Annotated in this window: 25 protein-coding genes; 16 read left to right on the top strand and 9 right to left on the bottom strand. The window is 44.5% G+C overall.

The annotated features are described in order from the left end of the window. Positions 1-59: 59 nt before the first annotated feature. From leuC to LEP1GSC047_RS07725, 4 genes are read left to right on the top strand one after another with little or no spacing between them, the layout of a single operon-like run. Complete coding sequence (leuC, locus tag LEP1GSC047_RS07735) at positions 60-1,472, top strand: 3-isopropylmalate dehydratase large subunit (RefSeq protein ID WP_010410803.1); 1,413 nt, start codon at positions 60-62, stop codon at positions 1,470-1,472. After that, positions 1,469-2,089 carry a 3-isopropylmalate dehydratase small subunit gene (leuD, locus tag LEP1GSC047_RS07730; protein WP_020988344.1) on the top strand — a complete coding sequence of 207 codons (621 nt, stop codon included), beginning with the start codon at positions 1,469-1,471 and terminating at the stop codon, positions 2,087-2,089. Before leuC ends, leuD begins: the two co-directional genes overlap by 4 nt. Before the next feature lie 27 nt (positions 2,090-2,116). Continuing rightward, positions 2,117-2,251, top strand: coding sequence for a hypothetical protein (locus LEP1GSC047_RS22345; RefSeq protein WP_020988397.1), 135 nt, complete (start codon positions 2,117-2,119; stop codon positions 2,249-2,251). Between the two features lie 34 nt (positions 2,252-2,285). Then, positions 2,286-3,209, top strand: coding sequence for a lysophospholipid acyltransferase family protein (locus LEP1GSC047_RS07725; protein WP_010410808.1), 924 nt, complete (start codon positions 2,286-2,288; stop codon positions 3,207-3,209). 10 nt (positions 3,210-3,219) lie between these two features. Here the strand turns inward: LEP1GSC047_RS07725 and LEP1GSC047_RS07720 are convergent, their stop codons facing one another. Then, positions 3,220-3,486: a hypothetical protein gene (locus LEP1GSC047_RS07720; RefSeq protein WP_010410811.1), complete on the bottom strand. Its 267-nt coding sequence runs from the start codon at positions 3,484-3,486 to the stop codon at positions 3,220-3,222. Between the two features lie 261 nt (positions 3,487-3,747). Here LEP1GSC047_RS07720 and LEP1GSC047_RS07715 point away from each other — a divergent pair, with 261 nt between their 5' ends. From LEP1GSC047_RS07715 to LEP1GSC047_RS21200, 3 genes are all read left to right on the top strand, one after another. Then, positions 3,748-4,008: a helix-turn-helix transcriptional regulator gene (locus LEP1GSC047_RS07715; RefSeq protein WP_010410813.1), complete on the top strand. Its 261-nt coding sequence runs from the start codon at positions 3,748-3,750 to the stop codon at positions 4,006-4,008. A 149-nt stretch (positions 4,009-4,157) separates the two neighbouring features. Continuing rightward, the gene (locus tag LEP1GSC047_RS07710) at positions 4,158-6,440 is read left to right on the top strand and encodes a hybrid sensor histidine kinase/response regulator (protein WP_238325536.1); all 2,283 of its coding nucleotides are present in this window, start codon (positions 4,158-4,160) and stop codon (positions 6,438-6,440) included. 75 nt (positions 6,441-6,515) lie between these two features. Further along, on the top strand, positions 6,516-6,824 hold the full coding sequence (locus LEP1GSC047_RS21200) for a hypothetical protein (protein ID WP_020988408.1): 309 nt from the start codon (positions 6,516-6,518) through the stop codon (positions 6,822-6,824). A gap of 77 nt (positions 6,825-6,901) precedes the next feature. Here LEP1GSC047_RS21200 and LEP1GSC047_RS07700 read toward each other — a convergent pair whose 3' ends face one another. From LEP1GSC047_RS07700 to LEP1GSC047_RS07685, 4 genes are read right to left on the bottom strand one after another with little or no spacing between them, the layout of a single operon-like run. Further along, entirely contained in the window at positions 6,902-7,753 is an 852-nt protein-coding gene (locus LEP1GSC047_RS07700; protein ID WP_010410822.1) for a hypothetical protein, read from the bottom strand. 44 nt (positions 7,754-7,797) lie between these two features. Continuing rightward, positions 7,798-8,502, bottom strand: a complete 705-nt coding sequence (locus LEP1GSC047_RS07695; protein WP_010410824.1) for an ABC transporter ATP-binding protein — start codon at positions 8,500-8,502, stop codon at positions 7,798-7,800. Beyond that, positions 8,502-9,761 carry an ABC transporter permease gene (locus LEP1GSC047_RS07690; protein ID WP_010410829.1) on the bottom strand — a complete coding sequence of 420 codons (1,260 nt, stop codon included), beginning with the start codon at positions 9,759-9,761 and terminating at the stop codon, positions 8,502-8,504. The genes LEP1GSC047_RS07695 and LEP1GSC047_RS07690 overlap by 1 nt, the downstream gene beginning before the upstream one ends. 7 nt (positions 9,762-9,768) lie before the next feature. Further along, the gene (locus LEP1GSC047_RS07685; protein WP_010410832.1) at positions 9,769-10,584 is read right to left on the bottom strand and encodes an efflux RND transporter periplasmic adaptor subunit; all 816 of its coding nucleotides are present in this window, start codon (positions 10,582-10,584) and stop codon (positions 9,769-9,771) included. Positions 10,585-11,072: 488 nt separating this feature from the next. On the opposite strand from LEP1GSC047_RS07685, the gene LEP1GSC047_RS07680 reads away from it, so the two are divergent. The 4 genes from LEP1GSC047_RS07680 to LEP1GSC047_RS07665 all read left to right on the top strand — a co-directional run bounded on the left by LEP1GSC047_RS07680 (position 11,073) and on the right by LEP1GSC047_RS07665 (position 14,738). Next, positions 11,073-12,452, top strand: coding sequence for a PAS domain S-box protein (locus tag LEP1GSC047_RS07680; RefSeq protein WP_010410835.1), 1,380 nt, complete (start codon positions 11,073-11,075; stop codon positions 12,450-12,452). A 20-nt stretch (positions 12,453-12,472) separates the two neighbouring features. Next, positions 12,473-13,204, top strand: coding sequence for a LytR/AlgR family response regulator transcription factor (locus LEP1GSC047_RS07675; protein ID WP_010410838.1), 732 nt, complete (start codon positions 12,473-12,475; stop codon positions 13,202-13,204). A gap of 122 nt (positions 13,205-13,326) precedes the next feature. Beyond that, complete coding sequence (locus LEP1GSC047_RS07670) at positions 13,327-14,034, top strand: Crp/Fnr family transcriptional regulator (RefSeq protein WP_010410842.1); 708 nt, start codon at positions 13,327-13,329, stop codon at positions 14,032-14,034. Positions 14,035-14,069: 35 nt separating this feature from the next. Beyond that, positions 14,070-14,738, top strand: coding sequence for a hypothetical protein (locus tag LEP1GSC047_RS07665; RefSeq protein ID WP_039934415.1), 669 nt, complete (start codon positions 14,070-14,072; stop codon positions 14,736-14,738). A gap of 35 nt (positions 14,739-14,773) precedes the next feature. Here the strand turns inward: LEP1GSC047_RS07665 and LEP1GSC047_RS22115 are convergent, their stop codons facing one another. Beyond that, complete coding sequence (locus LEP1GSC047_RS22115) at positions 14,774-14,956, bottom strand: hypothetical protein (RefSeq protein ID WP_020988320.1); 183 nt, start codon at positions 14,954-14,956, stop codon at positions 14,774-14,776. A 192-nt stretch (positions 14,957-15,148) separates the two neighbouring features. On the opposite strand from LEP1GSC047_RS22115, the gene LEP1GSC047_RS07655 reads away from it, so the two are divergent. Further along, entirely contained in the window at positions 15,149-16,114 is a 966-nt protein-coding gene (locus LEP1GSC047_RS07655; RefSeq protein ID WP_010410852.1) for an NAD-dependent epimerase/dehydratase family protein, read from the top strand. 130 nt (positions 16,115-16,244) lie between these two features. Here LEP1GSC047_RS07655 and LEP1GSC047_RS07650 read toward each other — a convergent pair whose 3' ends face one another. Next, on the bottom strand, positions 16,245-17,183 hold the full coding sequence (locus LEP1GSC047_RS07650; protein WP_010410856.1) for an MBL fold metallo-hydrolase: 939 nt from the start codon (positions 17,181-17,183) through the stop codon (positions 16,245-16,247). Between the two features lie 504 nt (positions 17,184-17,687). Between LEP1GSC047_RS07650 and LEP1GSC047_RS07645 the strand changes: the two genes are divergently transcribed. Together LEP1GSC047_RS07645 and LEP1GSC047_RS07640 are read left to right on the top strand one after the other, a co-directional pair. Next, the gene (locus tag LEP1GSC047_RS07645) at positions 17,688-19,538 is read left to right on the top strand and encodes a PP2C family protein-serine/threonine phosphatase (protein WP_010410858.1); all 1,851 of its coding nucleotides are present in this window, start codon (positions 17,688-17,690) and stop codon (positions 19,536-19,538) included. Next, entirely contained in the window at positions 19,519-20,982 is a 1,464-nt protein-coding gene (locus LEP1GSC047_RS07640; protein ID WP_010410861.1) for a PilZ domain-containing protein, read from the top strand. Before LEP1GSC047_RS07645 ends, LEP1GSC047_RS07640 begins: the two co-directional genes overlap by 20 nt. 73 nt (positions 20,983-21,055) lie before the next feature. On the opposite strand, the gene LEP1GSC047_RS07635 is transcribed toward LEP1GSC047_RS07640, so the two are convergent. Together LEP1GSC047_RS07635 and LEP1GSC047_RS07630 are read right to left on the bottom strand one after the other, a co-directional pair. Further along, positions 21,056-21,607, bottom strand: a complete 552-nt coding sequence (locus LEP1GSC047_RS07635; protein ID WP_010410868.1) for a YbhB/YbcL family Raf kinase inhibitor-like protein — start codon at positions 21,605-21,607, stop codon at positions 21,056-21,058. A gap of 91 nt (positions 21,608-21,698) precedes the next feature. Beyond that, a complete protein-coding gene (locus LEP1GSC047_RS07630; protein ID WP_010410871.1) occupies positions 21,699-22,535 on the bottom strand; it encodes a helix-turn-helix transcriptional regulator in 837 nt (278 codons plus the stop codon). Positions 22,536-22,904: 369 nt separating this feature from the next. Between LEP1GSC047_RS07630 and LEP1GSC047_RS07620 the strand changes: the two genes are divergently transcribed. After that, positions 22,905-23,711 carry an enoyl-CoA hydratase-related protein gene (locus tag LEP1GSC047_RS07620; protein ID WP_039934414.1) on the top strand — a complete coding sequence of 269 codons (807 nt, stop codon included), beginning with the start codon at positions 22,905-22,907 and terminating at the stop codon, positions 23,709-23,711. A gap of 72 nt (positions 23,712-23,783) precedes the next feature. Continuing rightward, on the top strand, positions 23,784-24,440 hold the full coding sequence (locus LEP1GSC047_RS07615; protein WP_010410877.1) for a DUF2461 domain-containing protein: 657 nt from the start codon (positions 23,784-23,786) through the stop codon (positions 24,438-24,440). The last annotated feature ends 38 nt before the right edge of the window (positions 24,441-24,478 follow it).

Raw genomic sequence — 24,478 nt, 5'->3', positions numbered from 1 at the left:
AATCCTATTTATTTGCATTATATTAAGAATATTGATACTCTACGAATGTTGGAGGAAAAATGAACCCCAGAACTCTATACGATAAAATTTGGGAGCAGCACTCGGTCATTTCCGGTCAAGACGAGGAATCCTTGCTCTTTGTGGACAGGCATCTGCTGCATGAAGTGACTTCCGCACAAGCGTTCGAGGCGTTGCGTAAAAAGGGAAGAAATGTGAAATACCCTAGGTTAACCCTCGCCGTGATCGACCATAATATTTCAACAAAAGACAGACGCAATAAAGACGCTGCCGGTCCGGTCTCAAGGATCCAAATGGATACGATCGAACGCAACTGTCGGGAATTCGGAATCGAATTGTATGGTTGGGAGAATCCTGACCAAGGGATCGTTCATGTTCTTGCTCCGGAACTCGGATTTACGTTACCCGGAACCGTAGTCGTTTGCGGCGATTCTCATACTTCTACCCACGGAGCCTTTGGAGCCCTCGCGTTCGGCATCGGAACCAGTGAGGTGGAGCACGTCCTGGTCACACAAACTTTGAGGCAAAGAAAGGCAAAATCGATGCTGGTAAAACTGAACGGCAAACTAAGCGCAGGTATTACCTCCAAGGATATAGCTCTCGCCTTGATCGGTAAAATCGGAACGAACGGGGGCCAAGGTTACGTCATGGAATATTCCGGAGGCGCAATAAAGGAACTTTCGATGGAAGCGAGAATGACTCTTTGCAATATGAGCATAGAAGCCGGTGCTCGTGCAGGTTTAATCGCGCCCGATGAAATTACATTCGAATATTTGAATGGACAGGATTTTTCCCCCAAAGGCGAATCGTTCATTCAAGCTCTTGAATATTGGAAAACCTTATATTCCGACTCGGAGGAAGCCTTCGACGAAATCGTAGAGATGAACATTTCGCAAATCGAGCCTCAAGTTACCTGGGGAACGAATCCTTCTCAAACCGTATCCATCTCGGGGATCGTCCCGAATCCGAATTCCTTTACGGATACTACTCGAAAGGAAACGGCGGAGAAAGCGATTCAGTATATGGGATTGACTCCCGAAATGAAAATTAGCGAAATCCAAATCGACAAAGTTTTCATCGGATCCTGTACCAATTCCAGAATCGAAGACCTTCGGGCGGCCGCAATCTTGGCGAAAGGTAGAACCGTACACCCTAACGTGAAAGCGATCGTCGTTCCCGGATCGGGACGAGTCAAACGGCAGGCCGAGTCCGAAGGTTTGGATCGAATTTTCTTAGAGGCCGGTTTTGAATGGAGAGAACCGGGCTGCTCCCTTTGCTTAGCGATGAACGACGACGTTCTTCGAGTCGGGGAACGATGTGCGTCCACATCAAATAGAAATTTCGAAGGAAGACAAGGCCGGGGAGGACGCACGCATCTTGTCAGTCCGATAATGGCGGTCGGTGCCGCTGTAACCGGAAAATTTACGGACATTCGGGAGTGGAAAGAAATATGAAAGCATGGACTAAACATACCGGAGTTATCGCGCCTCTTTATAGAGCCGATATCGATACGGATCAAATTTTGCCTAAACAATTCATGAAAAAAATCGATCGAACGGGTTTCGGACGACACCTTTTCCATGATTGGAGATATTCGGATCCGAACGGCGAGATTCCTAACGGAGAATTCATATTAAATAAACCTGATTATAGGGAGGCAAGTATCCTATTGACCGGGCCGAATTTCGGATGCGGTTCCAGCAGGGAACATGCACCTTGGGCACTCTCCGATTTCGGAATTAGAGTGATTATTGCACCCTCGTTCGCGGATATTTTCTCCATCAATTGTCCGAAGAACGGAATCGCCTTAGTAGTGTTAAACGAACGAGAGATTTCATTATTGCAAGAATGGGTACGATCCGTTCCGAAAGCTACTGCGACCGTGGATCTAGGCGAGCGAAGGATCGGATTCGGCGGGACGGAAGCGGAATTTTCCCTGGATGAAAATTCGGTACGGAGAATTCGAAACGGATGGGATGATATCGACTTAACTCTGAAAGATTTCCGACTTATCTCTCGGTTCGAAGATCGGTATTTTCAGGAACGATCCTATTTAAGACCCTTCCGTTAAAGCCCCTTCTTTCGAAGGAATTTAGGGATGATACGGGAAAAAATCGAACAAAGTTCGGTTTCTTCCCGCTATCGTTTTCTTGCCATTTCTCACCCGGATATACGGGAATTAATGCTGGCATGGAAATCCGCAAAAATTATACTATCCGTCTACTCTTCCTAACTTGAATCTGCCTAGTTACCGGAGCGAACCAGGAATGAAACCCACCCTTTCTCTCGAAGCAAGAATTAAGAAACCCATATTGACGATTCCTGACGAAGCGGTTCGTAGCGGGGTCTTTCATTTAAACAGGGATACTTTAGGATCTCCGATCCGGCTTCGAGAGGGAGTAACTATCCAATACGATACTCCCTCTGATCGAAAAAGATCCCTTTTAGATCGGGTCTTGCTACGGAGTGATCTCGCTTTTCTGATCGGATACTTTAGGGAGATTTTTGCCAGCCGGAAACTTTGCTTAAAAAACCTATACACGGACGAAGTTTGGTTGGAATCTTCCGGACGAATCTTGGATGTTATCGAAGGATGCGAAGGAAAGTTTAAAATCGAAGGACTCGAACACGTCATCTCTCCTCAAGGCCCGGTCGTCTTTGCGGGAAATCATATGAGCGTCTTGGAAACTTTCGTCTTTCCTTACTTCTTAGTGGCGCATCGTCCCGTAACCTACGTTGTTAAGGAAAGTCTTGTGAACGGGAAGGTTTTCGGTCCGATCATGCGATCTCGAAATCCTATAGCGGTCGGGCGGACGAATCCGCGCGAGGATCTTGTGAAAGTATTGGAGGAAGGAACCGCCATCCTCAAGGGAGGAACTTCGATCGTCGTATTCCCGCAAAGTACTCGAACTAGGACTTTCGATCCGAGTGAATTTAACTCGATTGCGGTAAAACTGGCATCAAGGGCCGGAGTTCCGATCGTTCCCTTTGCCGTCAAAACGGACTTTTGGGAAAACGGGAAATTACTCAAGGATATCGGCAGTCTAGTCAGGAATCGAATGATACACATGAAATTCGGCGCTCCTCTTTCCGTAGCCACCGACTCTAGAAAAAATCAGGAAATTCTTTTGCAATTCGTTCTTAAGAATCTCAAAGAATGGGGAGTCGAAATCAAAAACTCTGCCGAGTAAAAAGCGGATCTTAGTATCCGCCTCCTCCTCCACCGCCTGAACCGGAGCCTCCGCTACAGGCTCCCAAAACTACGAGATATTGAGTGTTGCAATTCGCGGCATAGGCCGCTCCGCCGTTCGCATTTAGGCAGGCAAGATACAACGCGGAAGCTGCCTTACAATTATTATCCTTGTTATGATTGTTTTTTCCCGTCCCATACAAGTTGTTCGTATTATTATTACACGATAGAAACAACAAAAACGATAATACCGCGCCGATTCGAATATACAAATTCATTTTATTGCACCAATTCCAGATTCAGGTTCCGAGCAAAAGAGAGCGAATTCTTTCGAAGAGTTCCTTCATTCAATCAAGTCGCGGTCCATATCGCGAAATCAACGTTTTTCTGATACGAATTCCGATACCGGAACGAACGATAAAGGAACAGGAACGAATCGGTTAATGGAAGCTAAGAATTCATATCCGAATGTAGCGAATCTGTAATACGCTTTGGACCTAAGCGAGTTAAATAATACTGAATCGGGAGGGCAGAGTAATATGGAAAACGAAGAATTGCTCGAGTGGGAAGAAAACAATTCGACTAGATTTAGCCGAGATACGGCAAGTTGGAAACCGGGGATTGTTGTGCGCATTTTACGAAAAATACACGGATATTCACGTAAAGATTTAGCGGAGAAATTAGGGGGCGTAGAAGTAGAATACGTGACATCCATCGAAAAAGGTAAATTGACGATCGGAAAGAATTTAGCCCGTAAGCTTGCGGAAATATTCCAAATATCGGCTGAAATATTCGTTTAACACGATGTTCGTCGACAGATCGATTATCCGCATAGACCCGTACACGGTCTCGATTCAGGGCCTCTTCCCCGAAAGCATAGCGCGATCTAATCCTTCTATTCCGTTCTAGGGTCGAACATTCATCAATAATTTTCACGATCACTATTGCGTTGGCACCGCGTCTATGTTACTGTATTCTTGATGAATCGATCCAGTACGAGAATAGTAGTAGCGACTTTTTTTTACTAGTTATTTCTTTCTTTCTGCTGCATAATTCCAAGTATTCATTCCAAAACGGAATTTCATCACCCTTGCAACTCACCTGCTTTGCGATTATTTTCCTGATTTTGGGATTTATATCGGCTACGGCCCTATCGTCCTATCTGCATCGGGAGAAAACGGGACCTTCCGGTCGCTCCGAATTAAGAAGAGCAGCACAAGAGAGAAAAAGAGCCGAAGAGCTACTGCAAATTCTATTCGATGAACTTCCTCGATCTACGCCGTTGCATTCCCTAGTAAATAAATTACTTACGACGATCGAAAAATTCTCGCCCGAAATGCGGACCTCGATCATGCTACTAAACAAAAAAGGGGATCGGATCGAGACCGGAATCTCGCCCAGCCTCCCGGAGGTTTATCTAAGATCCTTGGAAGGAATTAAAATCGGCCCTAGGGCAGGTTCCTGCGGGACTTCCGCCTATAAAGGTAAGTTAGTCGTCGTTGAGGACATTCTCACAGATCCATTATGGAAAGATTATAAATCCTTAGCGATTAATTACGGATTGAGAGCTTGCTGGTCTCAACCCATCTATTCTCCCAACGGAGACGTTTTAGGTACTTTCGCAATCTACTATAAGAAAGTTCGTAAGCCCGAAGATCGAGACTTGCGATTAATTTTCTTTGCCGCCTATATTGTACGCTTAGCTATACAGTATCAAACGTTCGAGGAAGGAAGAACCAAGAGTGAAAGCAAGTATAGGGACCTGGTCGAAAATGCGTCCGACGGAATTTTTGTCGCTAACACCGACGGCAAGCTTCTGGAAATCAATCCGAGCGGGAGTAAAATGCTCGGTTATACTAGAGAAGAATTACTGACGCTGAATATAAAAGATCTCATCCAACCGGAGGATCTCGCGGCCACGCCTTTAAGAGGATTCAATCTTCAGGATCGCAAATCGATGATATTGGAACGTAAACTGATCAGAAAGGATAAGAAATTAATTTCCGTCGAAATCAGTGCACGTTACCTGGATTCCGGACATTTGCAGGGAATCGTTAGGGACATTTCCGAGCGAACGGCTGCAGAACGCGCCCTTAGGCAAGCGCAGAAAATGGAAAGTATCGGCTTGCTGGCGGGGGGAATCGCCCACGATTTCAACAACTTGCTCACGATGATTCTCGGAACGGCGGAGGTAATTCGACAGATTTGTAAATCGGAGCCTTCTCTCAAGAAACACGTCAATCGAATTATAGACGCTTCCGAGCGCGGAAAAGCGATTACGAAACAACTTCTATTATTCGCGAGCCCGGGTTCGACTGAAATGAAACCCATTTCAATCGCTCCTTTGTTAAAAGAAGTCACGGATATGATGCGGTTTTCCCTCCCGAAAAATATTCGCCTTGAAACCGATTTCCATTCTCTCAACGGAATCATTTTGGGCGACTCCGGCCATTTGCATCAGGCGGTTCTCAATCTCGTACTGAATGCAAAGGATGCGATGCCAAACGGAGGAAGCGTTTACGTGGGAGGTGGAATCATAGACGGGAAAATGCTCCGATCCAAATTTCCGGAAGCGAATGCGGATACTTATATCGAAGTCGATATTACCGACACCGGAGTCGGTATGACCGCGGAAAATAAGGAAAGAATTTTCGAACCTTTTTTTACGACGAAGGGAAACAACGGGACAGGGCTCGGACTATCGATCGTAAGAGGGATCATAACGGAACATTCGGGATTTATCGACCTGGAATCGGAGCCGGAAAAAGGAACGAAATTTTCCCTCTTTTTTCCCGCTATTAGAACGACCGTTAACGCGATCCGAAAAGACGAAGATCATTCAAAAAAGATAAATCTTAATGTCCTAATAGTAGACGACGAAGAACTGGTCCTGGAAGTTCTTCAGGAAATAATAACGCTCTCCGGCTCGAATGTTTGGAGTCGAAAAACCGGAGAAGGAGCTCTCGCTTTTTATAAGGAAGCCCCCGAAAAATTCGACGTAATCATCACGGATTTAGGTATGCCGGGAATGGGGGGAGAAACGTTAATCGATCTGCTCTTCCAATTTAATCCGAAAGTGAATATTATCGTCACTTCAGGAAACCTTGAAAAAGACAAAAAAGAAATTTTACGAATGAAAGGAATCAAGGCTTTTTTAGACAAGCCTTATAAGGCTTCGGAAGTCTATTCCGCCCTGCAGGAGATTCAGAAAAGCGATTCTCTATTCGGATAGCGAAAACTTTTCGTAATTTAGGAAATAAAATTACGAATGGGATGGTCTTACCGATCAGAGTCAGGAGGCAATCCCATGAAACTCTCCTTAGTTACGACTTTAATCCGACTGACTGGAATCGGATTAGCGCTTCTTTTCCTAAGCGAATGCGCCACTTTTCCGAACCAGTACGACGGAGCATACGGTCAAAGCACGAATAACTGTAGCGGAAACGTTAGATATTCCTGTAATCGATCCTATTATCCGTATCGGTATGGAAATTATTATGGGAACCAAACCATGAATTCCTATAATCAAGGATCTCGCAGTTCCGGCCATAACCCATTCTTCGTTCCGGGAAGTCGATATCATAATCTCGGCCGCCCTTCGCACTGGAGATTGTAATATCTTTCTCGGATCGATCGGGTTCGGATGGTATGCAATCGAACGACGTACGATCCGAACTCCGATAAAAAATCCGATCAGCGAATTTCTTTCGCTAATTCCTTCCAACATTCGTCCAGCGCACGTTTTACGGAAAATACTTCCGAGCTAGGTTTCGAAACGTTTTCCCTGATCGGAATTCCTTTCTCCACCAGACTTTCAACGAAAGAAGTTTTTCCCGGAGAAAAATACCAATCTATAATAAACCAATCGCTCGGATACTTAGCTAAAAATCGTTTTTGACAGCGAAAGGATTCGATTCCGGGACCTTTCTCTTTATCATGGACGGACATACTGACGCGAATGGAAGCGTCCAATCTCCGATGCCCTTCTTTGGAATCCGGTTCTATTCCGGCCTTAGTGAAGACGGGCGGATCATTTTGAAGGAAGATCAATATTTGAAGCTCACCTTCATTGGAATCCTCCGTGGAAAACTCGAGAGGCAATCCGTTGGATTTTGCCGATTTAGTACTCACCTCGGCCACTTTATCCGAATAATTTTCTCCTAAATTAGAGGATAGTAATATTTCTGGCGGCTGGGAAATCGGAGCCGCTTGGAGGTTTCCTCCGTCCAACAGACTTATTTTCTTATCCAAGGCCCGCAATTCCGGCTTATCTACGTAGATCAATTTCAATTGTCGATCCAAAAGGGAATCGTCCAGAGATTCGTCGAAGTTGGGAATTCCTTCGACAGCGTATACGCCGACCTTCCATTTGGCTTTTTTTTCCCGAGCCGATCTAAAATACGTCTTCGCGGTGTTACCGACTAGGGCGGCGAATTTTTTCGTGGGGGAATCGAATTCCTTCGCCCCGCTGCGTACCGAGCCTTGGCAGGATAAAATCGAAAATACTCCGATCCATGTAAGGACAATTACGGCTTCTTTTTTCATTCTCTTTTCCCTTTTTGATATTCGAGTTTCCATCCGACCGGCTCTCACACCGATACGTGATTTTGTAGTTTGTCCGAATCCACTTTACCGTCCACTAAATGGATCTGTCTATCGGCGAGTGCCGCGTAATCTGGATCGTGGGTTACGAAGAGAATAGTCGTTTTATTCTCCCGATTAATCCTTCTGAAAATTTCCATCGCCTTATCGCCGTTAATCGTATCTAAATTTCCCGTCGGTTCGTCCGCAAAAAGAAAGCTCGGATTCATTATCAATGATCTGGCGATCGCGGTTCGTTGTTGTTCCCCGCCGGACATTTGGGCGGGAAATTTATCCCTGCAGGATTCCAATTCGAATTCTCGAAATAATTGTCTAGCGTATTCCTTCTTCTTACCGTGTTGATCCGTTTTTCTGGCCGGCATCAAAACGTTCTCGATAGCTGTTAATTCCGGTAAAAGATAATGAAATTGAAATACGAAACCGATATTCCGATTTCTAAACCGATGGGACTCGACGCTTCCCATTCCGAAAAGATCGATTCCGTCCAAAAAGACTTTTCCTTTACTCGGCTGATCCAACCCGCTCAACATATACAGTAATGTCGATTTACCCGAGCCGGACCTTCCGGTGAGAGAGACGAATTCCCCTTTTTTCAGATCGAAATCAATATTGCTTACGACTTCGATCGGCGGTTCTCCGAAACTTTTACTTAAATCCGTACAAAGTATCGAAATATCGTTATTATTATTCATTATGTGCTACCTCGGATGATTTCCACCGGAGAAAGTTTAGAAGCCGATCTTGCGGGAATATAAGCCGCCACTGCGGCGGAAATCTGAGCGATAGAGAATGCTTTGATATAAATAAGAGGATTCCAGGAAATTCGCATAACGCTAGACATCATCGCACCTTTTGAACTCGCAGCGCCTCCGATAGGATAGCCGTCTAGATAGTAACAGGCCATCGCACCTACCAGTAATCCGCTAATGGCACCTAAAAAACCCAGCAGTAATCCTTGGATTACGAACAGCACTATCGTATCCTTTTCGTCGAATCCGATGGAGCGGAGGATCGCTATCTCCCTCTTTTTCTGATTCACCACCATATTTAGAATATTATATATTCCGAATGCAACGACGAGCATAATCGTGAATGTGGTGGTGTTGCGGACTATATTCTGGGTATTGAATACGGCCAGAATATTTTCGTAAGCCTGGTCCCAGCTTTGGACTTTATCCCTAGTGAAGAAAGACCATTCTGTCGCAACATCCGCTGCTTGAGATAACTCCTTCAGCCGGATGGCGATCTCGGAAACTACTCCGTTTGCCTGGGTAATCCTTTGGACTGTCCGAAGAGATGCGTAGACTGCCGTATCATCGATCATCTTATTTCCCACGCGAATTACTCCGCCGACTTTTACATGCGCTACATTCCCTTGGGCGGTTACGACTTGTACGGTATCCCCCAAACTTGCGCCCAGCTTCTCCAACAATCCGGAGCCGACGAAAATCATGTCTCCACCTCGATCCAAGTCCCTGAAGTTCCCTTGCTCGACGTAATTACCGATCGTGGTAACCTTCATTTGTCGTACAGGATCGACTCCTTGAAGTTTTCCGGGAAGTGTTTGTTTGCCGAATTTAAAAATCAGCTGTTGATTTAACTGAGGCGCGTATGCTTCGACACGATCGTCCTCGTCCAGTTTCAAAAACCAACCGTTAGCGTTCGTTAATTGGTTCGAATCTGTTTTACCCGAAGGCGGTTTTATCCAGCGGACGGCGACCGACTCCGGAAAAAAAACTCCCCGAAAGGTTTCCACTTTGAGAACGTCGTCCCTAGGAGAAATTCGAATCTGCGCATCATTATTCACTAATTGATCCGTGATATACTCCTGAAACCCGATCATGATTCCCGAAAAAGAACAATAAGCCGCCGTTCCCAATAAAATACCCAGAAAGGTCAAAACCGTTTGCTGGGGTCGACTCAATAGTTGTCGAATGGCTAAGAATAGCATAATTCTTTCATCTCCCTTCTTGAATGTATACGGTATCAGTCGGAAGAATCGAATTCTCCAATACTTCGCACCACTCTCCGTCTACGGCTCCGACCTTGGCGGGGATCCAAAACTTTTTGCCGTCTCGTTTTATCTGAATCCTGCCTTTCTCGATGGAGGTGATCGGAATTAGTAATGCGTTCGTTTTTCGATCCACTTCCACGGCCACATCTGCGGTCATTTCCGGAAGAACTCCTGCGGGCATGGAATCCACTTCGATTCTGACAAAGAATTGTCCGTCGGAAGGGTAAACTTTCGTCACTTTCCCGTGCAATTTCATTCCTCGCAGAGTTTCAAAACTTAATTCGGCAGGCTGACCGACGCGTAGACGCAACATAGAATCCTGATCTAAGGACAAGAGCACGTAAATCTTCTTGAGATCCATCATGGTTAAGACGGAAATTCCCGGCATGACCACCTCGGCTTCCTGATAGGACAAGGTCGTCACCGTTCCGTCAAACGGAGCCCGGAAGACTGCGCCCGAATCGGAAACCAACAATTCGGTTCCGGCTTTTAAGATATCCCCCTCTTTCACGAATAGCTTTTTGACCTCGGAGGCGATACCGAACTTCATGTGATAAATTCGATCGGATTTAACCGTTCCCAAAGCATAGACGAGTTCCACAATCGGACCGTTCCTAGGAGACATCGATCGTTTACCGAAACCGATCTTAGCGATTAGAAAAACTCCTAGAAAAAAAAGACCCGATCCTACAATGACGATGGCGACCTTCCCCTTTCTGGATGAGTAAAGAAATCGAAGAAAAACTAGTAACTTATTCATTCATGACCTTTTAGAGGAATTCCCCGTTTAAAATTTTGCCAAAAAAATCCCGATCAAACGAAGTATATTAATAATTCGTAATTTTATATCCGAATCTCGTATAAAATTTTTTATTTCCAAAATATTCTATTAATGAATTTTTATTCGATTAACGATTCGTCGACCTTTCGATCGATATACGGAATATAAATTCAAAAAAAAGGTCAAACGCAAAGTAAAATAAGTAAATATGCAATTGACAATTGTCTACTCGTTGATAAATTCAAAGAGCAAAACTGAAATTTAGCAGAGCGCCTAATTCCTTGGAAAAGAAAATGAGAGTGGGGGAAAACTTTAAAACCGAATATTACGAAATCGACTTCGGCCGCCTCGCCTATTTACACTTTCAAAAAGCGGTCTATCTAAATCAAGCCGAGGGACCAAGGAACCCGCGGTCGAGGCAGGGCGTCGCGAGCCCGTACCTCGAATCCTAAATTTAGGAATCAATTATGACTGATGCGAATTTCTATGACCGAATATTCCAAAACGGTTCGGGAGTCCCGAACGTTTTAGAAAACATTCCCGTCCTGATCATGGCTGTAGACGAATCTTCCAGAATCGTTTTCTGGAACCGGGAATTGGAGAAAATAACCGGCTATTCGTATACGGAAGTTACGGAAGATACCGAGCATTTTTTTTCCCTTCTATTACCGAATCAAGAATACCGCCGATCCGTTACGGACATCTTATTAAGATCCGACAACCATTTTGAAAATTGGGAGATCGAGCTAAAAACCAAAACGAACGAAACGAAAACGGTTTCCTGGTCGAGAGTTCCCGCGCAACTTTCCGATTCAAAGGAAACCAATTGGACGATCGGGATCGACGTCACTCAACGGGTGGACGTGGAACGAAATCTCCAAAAATCCGTAAAGATCCTTTCGGATTTTCAGACCGCTCTCAACGCGGTATCCATCGTCGCAATCACCGACAAACGGGGGACGATTATTTATTCCAACGACAATTTTTGCAAGATTAGCGGATATTCCAAAGACGAGCTTTTAGGACAAAATCACCGAATCATCAACTCGGGCTATCACGATGCGGAATTTTTCCGACACCTTTGGCATACCATCTCTCAGGGAAAAATCTGGAGGGGGGAAATACGCAATAAGGCTAAAGACGGACGCTTCTATTGGGTCGATACGACGATTTCCCCCATCTTCGACGATAAAGGAAAACCGTTTCAATATCTAGTAATACGAAACGAAATCACGGAACGGAAAGAGGCGGAAGAAAAGGCGCGTCTGGCCGAGCACAGCCTCAAGACATTCCAAGACCGTATGAGCCCTCACTTTCTATTCAATACGCTCAGCATCATTCATTCTTATCTGGAAACGAACTCGGCGCTGGCAGACTCCGCTATTTTAATGTTGGCCGAAAACTATCGTTTCTTAATCGATAACGCTAGTAAGCAATTGGTTCCATTCGATATAGAATGGCAATTTATGGAAAATTACATTAATCTGTTGAAATTGCGTTTCCAGGATTTTATGGACGTGGAAATCTCCAAAGAAGGCGATTTTCGAAAAAGTGTCCTCCCGCCCTTAATTCTGCAACCCTTGGTGGAAAATTCCTATATCCACGGTATCCGGGATAGAAACGGAAGAGGTAAAATTTGGGTTCACGCCCGAATCGTTGGGGAAAGAACTACGATAACGATCCGAGATAACGGCGAAGGAATTAAGTCCAACGTAAATCATTCCAGAACCCTGGGAAATATAGCGGAAAGATTAAAATATTTCCTTTTCGGATCGGAGTTGAAAATCGATAATCATCCGGAAGGCGGGGCCATAGTTACGGTCGCGTTCGATAAGCCGAAAAACTGACTATTGCATAATAGGATAAGATGGAAACCGGTACAAAAGAGTTAAAAATCTTAATCGTGGAAGACGAGGCTCCGACCCGCGATTTGCTCGTCAGCTACTGCCTCGGTCGTTCGGAATTAAAGCTATCCGGCATCGCAAAAGACGGGGAGGAAGCGTTAGAAAGTCTGCAATCCGGCGAGTTCGATCTGGTCTTTTTGGACATCAATCTACCCAAGCTCTCCGGTCTGGAAGTCCTGGAAAAACTGGAAAAAACTCCTTACATCATATTCATAACTTCTTTAAGAGATAAGGCAATCGAAGCGTTTGAATTCGGCGCCTTGGATTATTTGTTAAAACCGTTTTCCAGGGATCGGTTCAATAAAGCGGTGGATCGAGCCTTGGAATACATCAGCCGGGAAGGAAAATTGGGGAGCAACACCTTTAACGAACATGGGTTGTTTATTCTTGAAAAGGAAAATTATTTCTTAATCCCGTACAAGGATATCGCGTACATTTCCTCCAGAGATAATTTCAGCGTTATTCATACCGACGAAAAAGAATATGTAACCTACAAGTCCCTCAAAAACTTGGAGGCCAAACTTCCTCCTAATAAATTTCTAAGAATCTTCAAACAATACATCATTCACCTGGAATATCTAGTCAGGCTGCAAAGTGACAATGCCGGAAATTACACCGTTTTTCTGAAAGATGAGGACGAAACTCAACTTCCGGTCGGGCGAAAATATATCTCCAAAATTAAGGAGCTTTTGTAGACGTTTCGCCCTGTAGTTTCGCCGAAAACCCGTCCGTTCCGGCGAATGGCACCCACCCCATTGACTATCGCTCGAATCCGGGTTAAATACCTATCCGTAAGAATTAGATCGAGGTATTTACTATGGCATCGGATCTGGCATACCAAGTCACGGAAGAAAGAAGTCCATTCTCGGCCATCTGGTCGACGTTTCCTGCTTGCTCAAAGGATTTATACGAATCCTTTCTGCATCCTCGTTTTGGAAAACGTACCTTTAAATTCCCGAAAAAAAGTATCCTCTTCAACGAGGGTAAACCCACCACCGGATTTTACCTGATTCTCCAAGGTACCGTCAGGACCTTTAAGGATTCGCCCAACGGTCAAAGGCAACAGACTCTCAAAATCTACTCTCCGGAAAGTTGGGTAGGACTCAGAGACGCAATTTCGGAAGACTACTACAACAAAACCGCGGAATGCCTGGAAGATACCGTCTCGGTATATATCGATAAGGAAGAAATGAAAAAAGCCTTTAGCCAAGACCTCGCCTTCCAGACCGCGATCACCAAGTACATCGCGACCGAATGTCGTGCCGCGGAAAATCGAATCTATTCCATGGGAACCAGACAAGTCCATTCTAAACTCGCGGAATTCCTCTTATCGCTGAAGGAAAAATACGGATCCGAAATTAACGTAAAATTCAGCCGTGAAGTGATGGCAACCATGATCGGATCCAAAACGGAAACGTTAGTGCGGGCATTAACCGATCTAAAAGGAAAAGGTTGGATAGAAATCGATAAGAATATGATCTCCATTAGGAACGAAGAAGCCCTATTAAAGTTAATGGAGACGTAATATTAAATATCACGATGGGTCGATTGTCCGTAACGATGACTAAACCAAAAATCGAATCGACAACTCTGTCAATTCCCGTGCATCTTGTGAGCTTGGATGCCAATCTCGACATTCCCGATGGAGCGACGAAACTAACCCTGTTCGTAGAAGGCGCGGCGGAAAAGTTAGGAACACGCTCCGGAATGCATTTTCATAGGCTTCGGGATAAATTACATTCGGACAGTATCGCGACCTTATCCTTGGACAGTCTCCTGACCCGCCAAGAAAGATCGATCCCGCTAAACCAAGTGGATACGAATCTTTTGAAGGATCGATTATTGACGGTCACAAACTGGATCCGCGGGTATAATAAGACAAAAAATTTAAAACTATTTTGTTGCGTTTCCTACGATGCGGCGGCTTACGTTTTAAAGGCGGCCCTCGAAAATCGTTTGAAACTGGATGGAATCGTTTCGATTTCCGGCGATATGAACGGATTCGGCGAGAAAAATAAGATATCCGAGCTCGACATACCTATGCTTTTAATCTTTGGAGGGTTTGACTTTTCCAGGATAGAAAAAAGCAAACAACTCTTTATAGAGCCCAAAAAACAAAAAAGCGAAATGGAAATCGTTCAACTTTCATCCGGACTTTTTACCGAAGAAAAGAAATGGGATGAAGCGATAGGCAAAATCTCGCATTGGTTGAATACCGATCGTTCCTAGACCGTTCTCTTCTTGATTCGAATCCAAAAAATATCCTACCGTTTCAAACGGGAATCCCTGTATTCTATCGGCGACATCCCGGTGAAACGTTTAAAAGCGGAATGAATAGACGTTTTTCCGTTCTTAAATATTTGTCCTAAGGCAAGCAGCCAGGCGAGGCTTGCACGGAACAAAACGGAAAATCCTAGAATTCTATTCATAGTATAATAGAATTCCATGATCCATTCTCCGAGCAATTACTATGCTTGAATAAATTTCCCGCCTCCACAGTCCGAAATCCTGATTCAGGATGACAAGATCCGAAAAATCCGGTAGGATTCGTTCGAACAAGAACCGAAGCGGTTTTTTTATTTCCGAACCTAAATGGTAAAAATCGGAAGATTCGACAAGATGAATATTACGGAGAGACTATGAGACTATTGATTACCGGAGCGTCCGGTTTCGTCGGAGGAGCGATCGCAAAACGACTAAAAGAAAACCATTCCATCCTCGCGCTTTCGAGGTCCGCAGAGAGCGATGCAATCTTAAAAAAGGCGGGAATAGAGGTCTTTCGAGGAAACCTGGGAGCGATTCCGACCGAGGCCTTGCGGGGAATCGACATAGTCATTCATTGCGCTGCCTTCGTCGGTCCTTGGGGAAATCGAAAGGACTTTTGGGAAGCGAATGTGGATGGAACCAGCCAGCTCCTGGACGCGGCAAGGGCCGTAGGAGTAAAACGTTTCATCCATATGGGAACGGAGGCGGCCCTGTTCCACGGCCAAGATATGATTCAAATCGATGAAACCTACCCATATCCGAAAGTAACTCCCTATCTCTATAGCGAAACAAAAGCGGAGGCCGAACGAAGAGTCTTAGCGGCGAACGCCAAAGAATTCAAAACCTTGGTGTTAAGACCTAGACTCGTTTGGGGGCCGGGCGATACATCCGTTTTACCGGTCTTAAAAAAAATGGTTTCCGAAGGAAAGTTTCTTTGGATCGACGGAGGAAAGGCGAAAACCTCCACTACGTATATTCAGAATTTAGTAGATGCTACGGAACTCGCCTTAACTCGAGGAAACGGAGGGGAAGCATATTTTATAACGGATAACGAAGACCAAACATTTCGCTCCTTCCTTACCGCGATGATGAAGACTCAGGGAATCGATTTGCCGAAGGGCTCCGTCCCCTCGTTCTTAGCGAGAAGTCTCGCATTTATCGTGGAAGGGATTTGGAATCTATTCGGAATCAAGAGTGAACCGCCTTTACTGCGTTTTGCGACGGATATTATGGCGAAAGAATGTACGATTAAAATCGATAAGGCTCAAAAAGATTTAGGATATAATCCGAAAATTAAGGTCCTAGAAGGTCTAGCCGCGATGAGGAACACGGTATCATAATCCCTTTACGATCCTCATTCCGGGTTGATAATTCGGCAATTCCGGTCGGTTTCGAATACGGTAAAATAAACTCCGATAAAAAGAATCTCCGCAAACGAATATCCCAAGACTCTTTTTAAAGGAAATATCACTATTTTTTAATATCAGAATCGGTATTCAAGGATTGATGCCCGGGATGCACATGCACCTTCGGAAATTTTACCGCAATTTCCTTTAGAAAATCCAGGCTTTCCCGGTTTCTCTCTTGGTCGGCGGTAAAGTCCCCCGGTGTAACCGAATGTTCCCATCCCCATCGAGTGTGACAAGTATCTCCGGTCATGAGATGGAGTCCGGTCGTGCTCCGTACCAAAAACGCGAGGCTTCCGGTCGTATGACCCGGGACCTGAAGAACATACAGCGACTGATCCCCGAAGAAATCCAGAACTCTAGCGGAATTCCCTTCCGATTCCGAAAAAGTCAATTCTTCTAGAGCTGGCGACGGTCCCAGAATTTTATCAGTAGTTCCTTGCACGAATAAATTCAGGAAATTCCGCTTTGTAGATTCCTGTTTGCCCGTATAGATAGGAGTTCCTGCGGGGAAATCGCGGGTTCCTAAAATATGGTCTAAATGAAGATGGGTTAGCAGAATCCCATTGACGGGCTTGGACTCCTTTTTTAACCATTCGTCCACAGTCACATGAACCTTTAAATCGCTAGTATTCATAGCGTATGCAATGAGAAAGGAAATCGGCCATTCCTTAGGATCTTTCCGAAAAATATCCGCAATCCCCGTATCGATGGTATACCGACCGAACTTAGGATGATCGATCACGTAAAAATAAATCTGAATCGGCTCCTTTCCGGACTCGAGCTTAGCTTCCTTAGCCTTCGGGTCTTTTAGGTTAATTAAACCGGATCTTTCCGCCATCCAGTCCGCCGCTAGAACTTTTTGAAATACGATCGGCCCTTTTTCTCCGACAGTATCGGTCTGGAGCGTTCCGGGTTTTCCTCTCGTTACCTGTAACGCGGTATGGGAAGTAACCGAACAGGATAAAAAGAGCACTGCGCATAACAAAGATAAGAATTTCATACGAACAGATTCGATTTAAAGGATAGGAAAGCAAGGGATTTTCCCGATCCGTTTCGCAGGAACTGATCTGCGATTCCGTTAACTCGTGTCGAACGCAGTAACAAAATATTCCTTTCACGGTTTGTCTTTTATTTCGGTTCTTCCGTCTTGGGCGGCGCACTAATTTGATAGATTACAAATTCGCGTCGAACAGGATTAAATTAGATTTCCTGAAATATTTTCGTAGGTTCGGTTTCGAATCAATGTATGATCATTGTGCGGCGCTCCTTCATCGATCATTTTTAATTTTTTGAATCAACCTTTCTCCACCTAATCAACACATACGTTTTAAATAAAAACATTGTTTTCCATTCATTAATTATTTATTGACGATTGTATATCCTTGATTAGAATAGCGGAAATTTTGAAACACTTCCTAAGGAGCGCTTTCAAAACGTTAGTCCTGTTCTCGACAATAAAAGACAGATCCGACTCAAAACTTACTTTCTCCGAAGGATTGAACCGATGCTCTCACAGGAACAAAGTTTCCAGAAATTTGTTTGGACTCTGGAGAAGAAATGGATTCAGATCGTTTGCGTTCTCGGCTTTACCCTTGTTCCTATCTTTGGCGGTTTGGATTACTTCATCATCCCTAGAGAATACCTGGATCAGAACTTAACTTATTTTCTGACTCTAAGAGCCGTAGCAAGCATCATCGTTCTCATCCAATTCATTATTCTGAAATATTCCGATCCGAATCCCTGGAACGCGATTCATGCCTATGTGTTTACGTTCGTAGTCGGTGGAATCATCTCTCTTATGACGACGCGGCTCGGGGGCTTTGAATCTTCCTACTACGCAGGATTAAACCTAGTTTTGATCGCCGTAAATCTGTTCTTACCCTGGAACGCTTTGAAGGGAAGCTTAAACAGTATGATCATCGTGGTTCAATACGTGATATTGAACCTGATTTTTGATAAGGAATACCAGGTCATTTCGATCATTAATAATCTATATTTCATGCTGGGGACGATCATCATCTCGGTTACGATCGCCCACTTTAAATTCACGTTAACCAAATCCGAATTCGAGAAAATGGATTTAATCAGCAATCTAAAATCCCAGCAAGACGGCGATTATTTTTTAACTTCCCTAGTCTTGCAGCCCTTGAGCTTAAACCTAGCCAAAAGCGAATCGATTCATATAGAATTTTACACCAGTCAAAAGAAGAAATTCGTCTTTAAGACATGGAAGCAAGAGATAGGGGGAGATATCTGCGTTTCCAACGTCATTACTTTAAAGGGAAAAACCTACGTTGTCTTTGTGAATGCCGACGCGATGGGAAAATCGCTACAAGGAGCGGGCGGTGCGATCGTATTCGGCGCCGTTTTCCACGCCATGGTTCAAAGAACCAAAATGATGGAGGTCCTGCAGAATCAATATCCGGAAAGATGGCTTAAGAACGCCGTGATCGAGCTTCAAAAGACCTTCGAAAGCTTTGACGGAGCGATGATGATCTCGATGGTCATCGGCCTTGCGGACGAAGAGTTAGGTTTGGTATATTATATCAATGCCGAGCACCCCTTCCCTGTTCTATATAGGGATGGAAAAGCGATCTTCTTGGATTCCCAGATGTATTTTAGAAAAGTCGGAATGTTAGAGCTGAAGAGTAAACTATTCGTCAGCCTATTCCAAATGGAACCGGGTGATTCGATTATCCTAGGTTCGGACGGTAGAGAAGATTTGATGGTATTTGATCCGGGAATCAATTCCAAGACGATGGTGGAAGACGAAAATTTCTTTTTAGATAAAGTCGAAAAGGGAAAAGGAGAAATAAACGGAATCGTTTCGGAATTGCAAAACTCCGGGGATATCATCGACGATCTATCTCTATTAAAAATAACGTATCAACCTAAGTATTCTCGAATCGGCATCGATGCTCAAAATGGAAACGGTAAATCCTCGGAAAGTTTTTCATCGCCCCATCTAGACCATCCGTCCGAAAAAACTCTGGATTCCCTGAAGCATATCGTCTCCGCCAATCTAAAGGACGGAGATCTTTCCAAAGCGATTCAAGCCGCCAAAGAAATCGTCCGAATCTCACCGATCGAATCGAACTACCTTTATTTTCTCGCAAAAAATCTGAATAAGATCAAAAATTACAAAGACTCCATCGAATACGGGGAGCGATTCAGATATCGAAACCCGAGTCACGTCAACAATCTGATAGTATTATCGGATTCTTATAGAAGAACCGGAGATACGAAGCGATCGGAACTTTTATTAAGAGACGTCTTTTCTCACGAACCGGAGAATGCTATCGCGCTGAATCTTTTAGGAAGGCTAAAAACCCACAATGGAAAAAACGTCGTCTAACCAAATAGCGGAAGCGATCGAAAAGCAACTCCCTAAAGAAGAGGTCTTCATCCCGGCTTATCGTTGTCAGTACAAAATACATTCCTTAAACGGAAGCGAATGTACGATCGAATCGTTTCTGAAAGATATATCCAAACACGGGACTCGAATCTATAACCCGGAATCCCTGCCCGGAGAAGAGAGAATCGGCTCCACCCTCGAAATGAGCATCTACACCGACCTCTTGCAGTATAGCAGAAAACTAAGCGGAGTGATTCGATGGGAAAAACGTACGGATACCGGATGGGAATACGGAGTACAGTTTGACGAACCCATCCATCTGGAATTATTCCGCTCCGTTCATGATTCCCTTTTAGGAATCAAAAATAAGGTGGAATCGAACGAACCTAAAACTCCGCATAACGGATCACTTTCCATCGTATTCCAAGCAAAGGAAAAAATTCAGTCCATATTGCCGCTTCTGACCCAAATGGAATCCAGCCTAAACGAATATGAGTATGCGGTCGGATATAACTTAAAGGAAGAGATCTATAAAGCCACTTATACGCTATTGACTCCGATTTACGAATTCCTAAAGGTAAAGTCGAACGAATTGTACCATGAGCTCCCTCCAAACGAGATCCAATATAATTTCCAATATATTCGTCAGGAGCTAAAAGACTTTTTATTTTTAGATCCTTTCGTTAAACGAGCTACGCTTAAACCGCTCGGTTATGCGGGAGACTTTGAGATGATGGACGCAATCTATAGAAATACCAGCGAGGGTACGAACTTATTGGGGAAAAGCTTACACAGGTGCACTTTAAATCTCAAATCGGCGCAAGCGGTCTTTCATAGACAAAATTTCTTTTACAGGACGATTCTTGACAGGTTAAAGAAAACCGAAGGAAGAATTTTCGTTCTATCGGTGGCCTGCGGCCCTGCCCGGGAAGTGGTAACTCTCGTTCGAAACGCGGATCAGTCCCTACTAGACAAGCTTAGCATTTATCTGCTCGATCAGGACCCGAGGGCGATCACCGAAGCGAAGCATGGCATCAGAATCGCTCTACTCAGAAGCAAGAAGCAACTGGACTTCCATTGTTTAAACGTGGAAATCTCGAGATTCGCCGCGAATCCTAGAAAATACGTTTCCAACTCGGAAGTGGATTTGATTTATTCGGCAGGATTATTCGATTATATTAAAACTAGAACCGCTCAAAAAATCTGTTCCCACTTATACTCTCTCTTGAATCCGACCGGAGAAATTTTCTTGGGGAATTTTTCGGCCGACTCGGATGAAATCGGAATCATGGAAGTGATGGATTGGAGCCTGATCTATAGAAGTGACGAAGAGCTACTTAGTTTTGCGGATACGATCTCGGGTCCGAAAACCCTAGGAGTAATCAACGACGCTCTTCCCCAAAAATTCTTTTACCTTACGAAAAGTTCTCCGAGTGAAAATTGAGGCAAATCGATTTTTAAAAGAATATCGCATCGGAAGTCTGGAACAAGGCTCCCGATGCAAGTTCAAAATTACCTTATTTTCTTCCGTACTTAGCCGTTAGTTTCCCATCGGCTAACTTCATCGAATTGATATAGAATCCCACTAGGGCACCCGAAGCGTCTTGGTCCAGCGGAATCTTATCTTTCAAAGCGATTACTCTGAAAATATATTTGTGAGGTTTATCTCCGGCAGGAGGACAGGGACCGCCGTATCCCGGTTTTCCGAAATCGGTACGACTTTGGATTGCACCTTTCGGTAAAGTTCCTTTTTCATTTCCCGCCTTGGAATCTAGACTCGTGACGTCGGCAGGAATATTGAATACCACCCAATGCCACCAACCGCTTCCGGTAGGCGCATCCGGATCATAAACGGTTACCGCAAAAAATTTGGTATCCTTAGGCGCACCGGTCCAATGAAGATCCGGCGAAACGTTGTCTCCGGAGCAACCGAATCCGTTGAAAACTTGAGTATTTGTTAAGACTCCGCCTTCTTTAATGGAACTACTACTAACTTTCAAATCGGCGGCAAACACCGAACTCGTGGAAAGCGCAAAAAGTAGAGCTACCACCTTACTATCGAATCGCATGATAAAAACCTCCCAGTTCTTAACGCGATTCAAAGAGTAGAGTTAGAGTAAAACCTGGCATTCCAATTTTCTTCAAAAACCGCAGGAGCTTTCAAACCCGATCAAAGGTTGTGCCGATCCGCTCATTTTGCCCCTTATTTCTCCGAAAATCCGCGGGAGAATGACCGAACCTGTCCCTAAATCGAACCGCAAAGCGAGACGCGGATTCGTATCCGACTTCCTTGGCGATCTCTCCTATCGATAAATCCGTCGACTGTAATAACGACAAAGCGTGGGACATTCGCACGTCTATTAACAATTCGGAAAAAGATACGCTCTCTAAAGCTAGCTTCCTTCTCAACGTCGCTTCGCTGATCGCCATTTGACTCGCGATATCCGAGGCCGACCAATCGTTTGCCGGGGCGGAATTAAGCACCGATCTTACTCTGTGCGTTAATTTGGCGTGCGAAGAAATTTGAAATCGTTTTCCATATTCGCTCAACCAAAGCAAGAGTTCAGTGACTCTATGAGCGGCAACGCTTGTAGGAATACTTCGACTGGTCGTTATGGATTCGATCGCGAGTTCGAAAGCCTCTAGAAATCCCGATTTTAGGGAACTCATCGTAAACGCTATTTCAATCGGCGTGGAAGAATATTGCGTTTCACCGAATTGCCTGATTATATCCGGATGAAACGCCAGCCAAGAAGCTTCGAATTCTCCTTCCTCCGGAGCATTGACCACGTCAAAAGACCAACCACCGGCAATGGCAACGGCTTCGCCGGCTCTTACTACGTACTCGACGCCTTCTCGCTGCATCGTTTTTGTTCCTTTTTTAACGTAAACAAGAGTCGGCAACTCCGTTACGACCCGTGAAAGGTATAATTCGAATTTCTGCCTGACCGAGGCTGTGATCCCGACACCATCGCGTGAAGTAATCGTTCGTTTCATTTCTTCCTTTGAAAAGCATTCGCTAGTAAAATTTGGAGCTCATTCATATCGTTTATCAAATAAGAATCGGAAAATTACACAAAAACTTTGTAGCGTAGAATCTCGGACCTGCATCGAAATTTTTACTCTCCTTCGATAAAAGTCTAGCGTGCGGAACGAACGGTTCAAGAACGAATATGAATCTAGAACCAAATGAGTCATAAATTTATCCGGATTCGATGAAATCGAGTAGAACAACGCTGCCAAGAAATTCGGTGAAATTATTTGGACGTTTCGAATTCTTTTCTTCTTTTCCAAACTTTCGGTCCGTATATCGTTAGGCGCGAATCAAAAGTTTACTTTCCAAAACTTTGTCCTGGAGAATTTCCGATGAGTCAAAAAACCGTTCTAACAAACGTTCTTCCCGTAAAAAATGGTAACATTTTCGAAATTATCATCAATCGGCCGGAGGTCCATAATTGCGTGAACGGAGAAACGGCAGAACTTCTACTCTCCGCATGGAAACGATTCAGGGACGATGCCGATCTGACGGTTGCAATCCTGCGGGGAAACGGAGAAAAATCGTTTTGTGCCGGCGCCGATTTAAACGCTTTGGAAACGCTGATGGATATCAACGGCACAAACGATGAAATCCGGCATTGGGTCAAAAATTCAACGGGCCCGATGGGTGGATCCAGAGTCGTGCAACGAAAACCGGTCATAACGGTTTCGCAAGGTTATACGTATGCAGGCGGGCTCGAATTATTTTGCCATGGACATATCCGAATAGCGGAAAAACAGGCGATGTTTTCCGTCGCATGTCGACGCTGGGGAGTTCCCTTGGCAGACGGCGGAACTGTCTATCTCCCTTGGTTAATAGGACCCGGATCCGCCTTACCTTTAATTATCACCGGCCAACGAATTCGAGCGGAAAGAGCCCAAGCAATCGGACTAGTATGGGAAATCGTTCCTAAGGGAAAAGGCATCGAGAGAGCAAGACGCTATGCCGAACAAATTTGCTCCGTTCCCAGAGACGCATTAATGGCGGATTTATCCTCCGCGATAGACGGATATGGAAGGCCGTTGGAGGAGGCTTTAGAAATCGAGGCGAGAGGTATCTACCCCGTGGTAACTAGCGATTCATTTCGTGAAGGCGTCTCTAATTTTCAAAGGGGAGAACGGTTTTGGTTTCGCTAATCAACCGATCTGTGATAGTAAGATCCTAGTAAATCGTAGGAAATATTCGATTTAGGAAAAGAAGAAGAGGACATGCAAAAACAAATATTGGATTTCTTAAAGAATCTATCCAAGAATAATAATAGGGATTGGTTCAAGAAAAATGAATTAGTTTATCGTTCCTCATTAAACGAATTTTACAAATTCGTGGAAGATTTGATTCTTGGAATACATACTTTCGATTCGAGCATCCGAAATCGAAGCGCGAAAGACTGCGTATTCCGAATCTATAAGGATGTGCGATTTGCGAAGGATAAATCACCGTATAAGACCAATTTCGGGGCTTGGATCGCCACTGCGGGCAAAAAGGAAGTTTCGGCCGGTTATTACGTGCACGTTGCTCCGGGAGAATCGATGGTAGCCGGGGGATTGTATCTCCCGCCCTCTCCTGCTCTACTTTCCGTCCGAAAGGCCATCGCATCGGATTCAACGGAACTCAGAAATATAATCGGAGCAAAGAGTTTTAAAAATCAATTTAAGGAGCTTAAAGGGGAACGATTAAACTCAGCCCCAAAAGGATTTTCGAAAGATCATCCGGATATCGACTTACTCCGTTTGAAAAGTTTCATCGCGATCCGCAAATTTAGCGATAAAGAGGTAATAGACGATCGCTTCGTTAAACTTTGTCTAAAATCCTTCGAACAATTACTCCCGCTCAATCGATTTTTAAACAAAGCGTTAAAACTTTGACTGCAATGCGGCTTCTTTCGAGTAAGATATCCCTTTTC

The organism is Leptospira inadai serovar Lyme str. 10, assembly GCF_000243675.2.
Taxonomy (GTDB): Bacteria; Spirochaetota; Leptospiria; order Leptospirales; family Leptospiraceae; genus Leptospira_B; species Leptospira_B inadai.
Note: the sequence above shows the minus strand (reverse complement) of the source record. Positions and strands in the feature narration are given on the sequence as shown.

Excerpts from the sequence above, each read along its gene's own strand:
- LEP1GSC047_RS07690 (WP_010410829.1), bottom strand. The coding sequence starts at position 9,761 with ATGCTATTCTTAGCCATTCGACAACTATTGAGTCGACCCCAGCAAACG.
- LEP1GSC047_RS07700 (WP_010410822.1), bottom strand. The coding sequence starts at position 7,753 with ATGAAAAAAGAAGCCGTAATTGTCCTTACATGGATCGGAGTATTTTCG.
- LEP1GSC047_RS07655 (WP_010410852.1), top strand. The coding sequence starts at position 15,149 with ATGAGACTATTGATTACCGGAGCGTCCGGTTTCGTCGGAGGAGCGATC.
- leuC (WP_010410803.1), top strand. The coding sequence starts at position 60 with ATGAACCCCAGAACTCTATACGATAAAATTTGGGAGCAGCACTCGGTC.
- LEP1GSC047_RS07725 (WP_010410808.1), top strand. The coding sequence starts at position 2,286 with ATGAAACCCACCCTTTCTCTCGAAGCAAGAATTAAGAAACCCATATTG.
- LEP1GSC047_RS07685 (WP_010410832.1), bottom strand. The coding sequence starts at position 10,584 with ATGAATAAGTTACTAGTTTTTCTTCGATTTCTTTACTCATCCAGAAAG.
- LEP1GSC047_RS22115 (WP_020988320.1), bottom strand. The coding sequence starts at position 14,956 with ATGGAATTCTATTATACTATGAATAGAATTCTAGGATTTTCCGTTTTG.
- LEP1GSC047_RS07680 (WP_010410835.1), top strand. The coding sequence starts at position 11,073 with ATGACTGATGCGAATTTCTATGACCGAATATTCCAAAACGGTTCGGGA.
- LEP1GSC047_RS07630 (WP_010410871.1), bottom strand. The coding sequence starts at position 22,535 with ATGAAACGAACGATTACTTCACGCGATGGTGTCGGGATCACAGCCTCG.
- LEP1GSC047_RS07620 (WP_039934414.1), top strand. The coding sequence starts at position 22,905 with ATGAGTCAAAAAACCGTTCTAACAAACGTTCTTCCCGTAAAAAATGGT.
- LEP1GSC047_RS07695 (WP_010410824.1), bottom strand. The coding sequence starts at position 8,502 with ATGAATAATAATAACGATATTTCGATACTTTGTACGGATTTAAGTAAA.
- LEP1GSC047_RS07650 (WP_010410856.1), bottom strand. The coding sequence starts at position 17,183 with ATGAAATTCTTATCTTTGTTATGCGCAGTGCTCTTTTTATCCTGTTCG.
- LEP1GSC047_RS07640 (WP_010410861.1), top strand. The coding sequence starts at position 19,519 with ATGGAAAAAACGTCGTCTAACCAAATAGCGGAAGCGATCGAAAAGCAA.
- LEP1GSC047_RS07635 (WP_010410868.1), bottom strand. The coding sequence starts at position 21,607 with ATGCGATTCGATAGTAAGGTGGTAGCTCTACTTTTTGCGCTTTCCACG.
- LEP1GSC047_RS07675 (WP_010410838.1), top strand. The coding sequence starts at position 12,473 with ATGGAAACCGGTACAAAAGAGTTAAAAATCTTAATCGTGGAAGACGAG.
- LEP1GSC047_RS07720 (WP_010410811.1), bottom strand. The coding sequence starts at position 3,486 with ATGAATTTGTATATTCGAATCGGCGCGGTATTATCGTTTTTGTTGTTT.
- LEP1GSC047_RS21200 (WP_020988408.1), top strand. The coding sequence starts at position 6,516 with ATGAAACTCTCCTTAGTTACGACTTTAATCCGACTGACTGGAATCGGA.
- LEP1GSC047_RS07645 (WP_010410858.1), top strand. The coding sequence starts at position 17,688 with ATGCTCTCACAGGAACAAAGTTTCCAGAAATTTGTTTGGACTCTGGAG.
- leuD (WP_020988344.1), top strand. The coding sequence starts at position 1,469 with ATGAAAGCATGGACTAAACATACCGGAGTTATCGCGCCTCTTTATAGA.
- LEP1GSC047_RS07670 (WP_010410842.1), top strand. The coding sequence starts at position 13,327 with ATGGCATCGGATCTGGCATACCAAGTCACGGAAGAAAGAAGTCCATTC.
- LEP1GSC047_RS07615 (WP_010410877.1), top strand. The coding sequence starts at position 23,784 with ATGCAAAAACAAATATTGGATTTCTTAAAGAATCTATCCAAGAATAAT.
- LEP1GSC047_RS22345 (WP_020988397.1), top strand. The coding sequence starts at position 2,117 with ATGATACGGGAAAAAATCGAACAAAGTTCGGTTTCTTCCCGCTATCGT.
- LEP1GSC047_RS07665 (WP_039934415.1), top strand. The coding sequence starts at position 14,070 with ATGACTAAACCAAAAATCGAATCGACAACTCTGTCAATTCCCGTGCAT.
- LEP1GSC047_RS07715 (WP_010410813.1), top strand. The coding sequence starts at position 3,748 with ATGGAAAACGAAGAATTGCTCGAGTGGGAAGAAAACAATTCGACTAGA.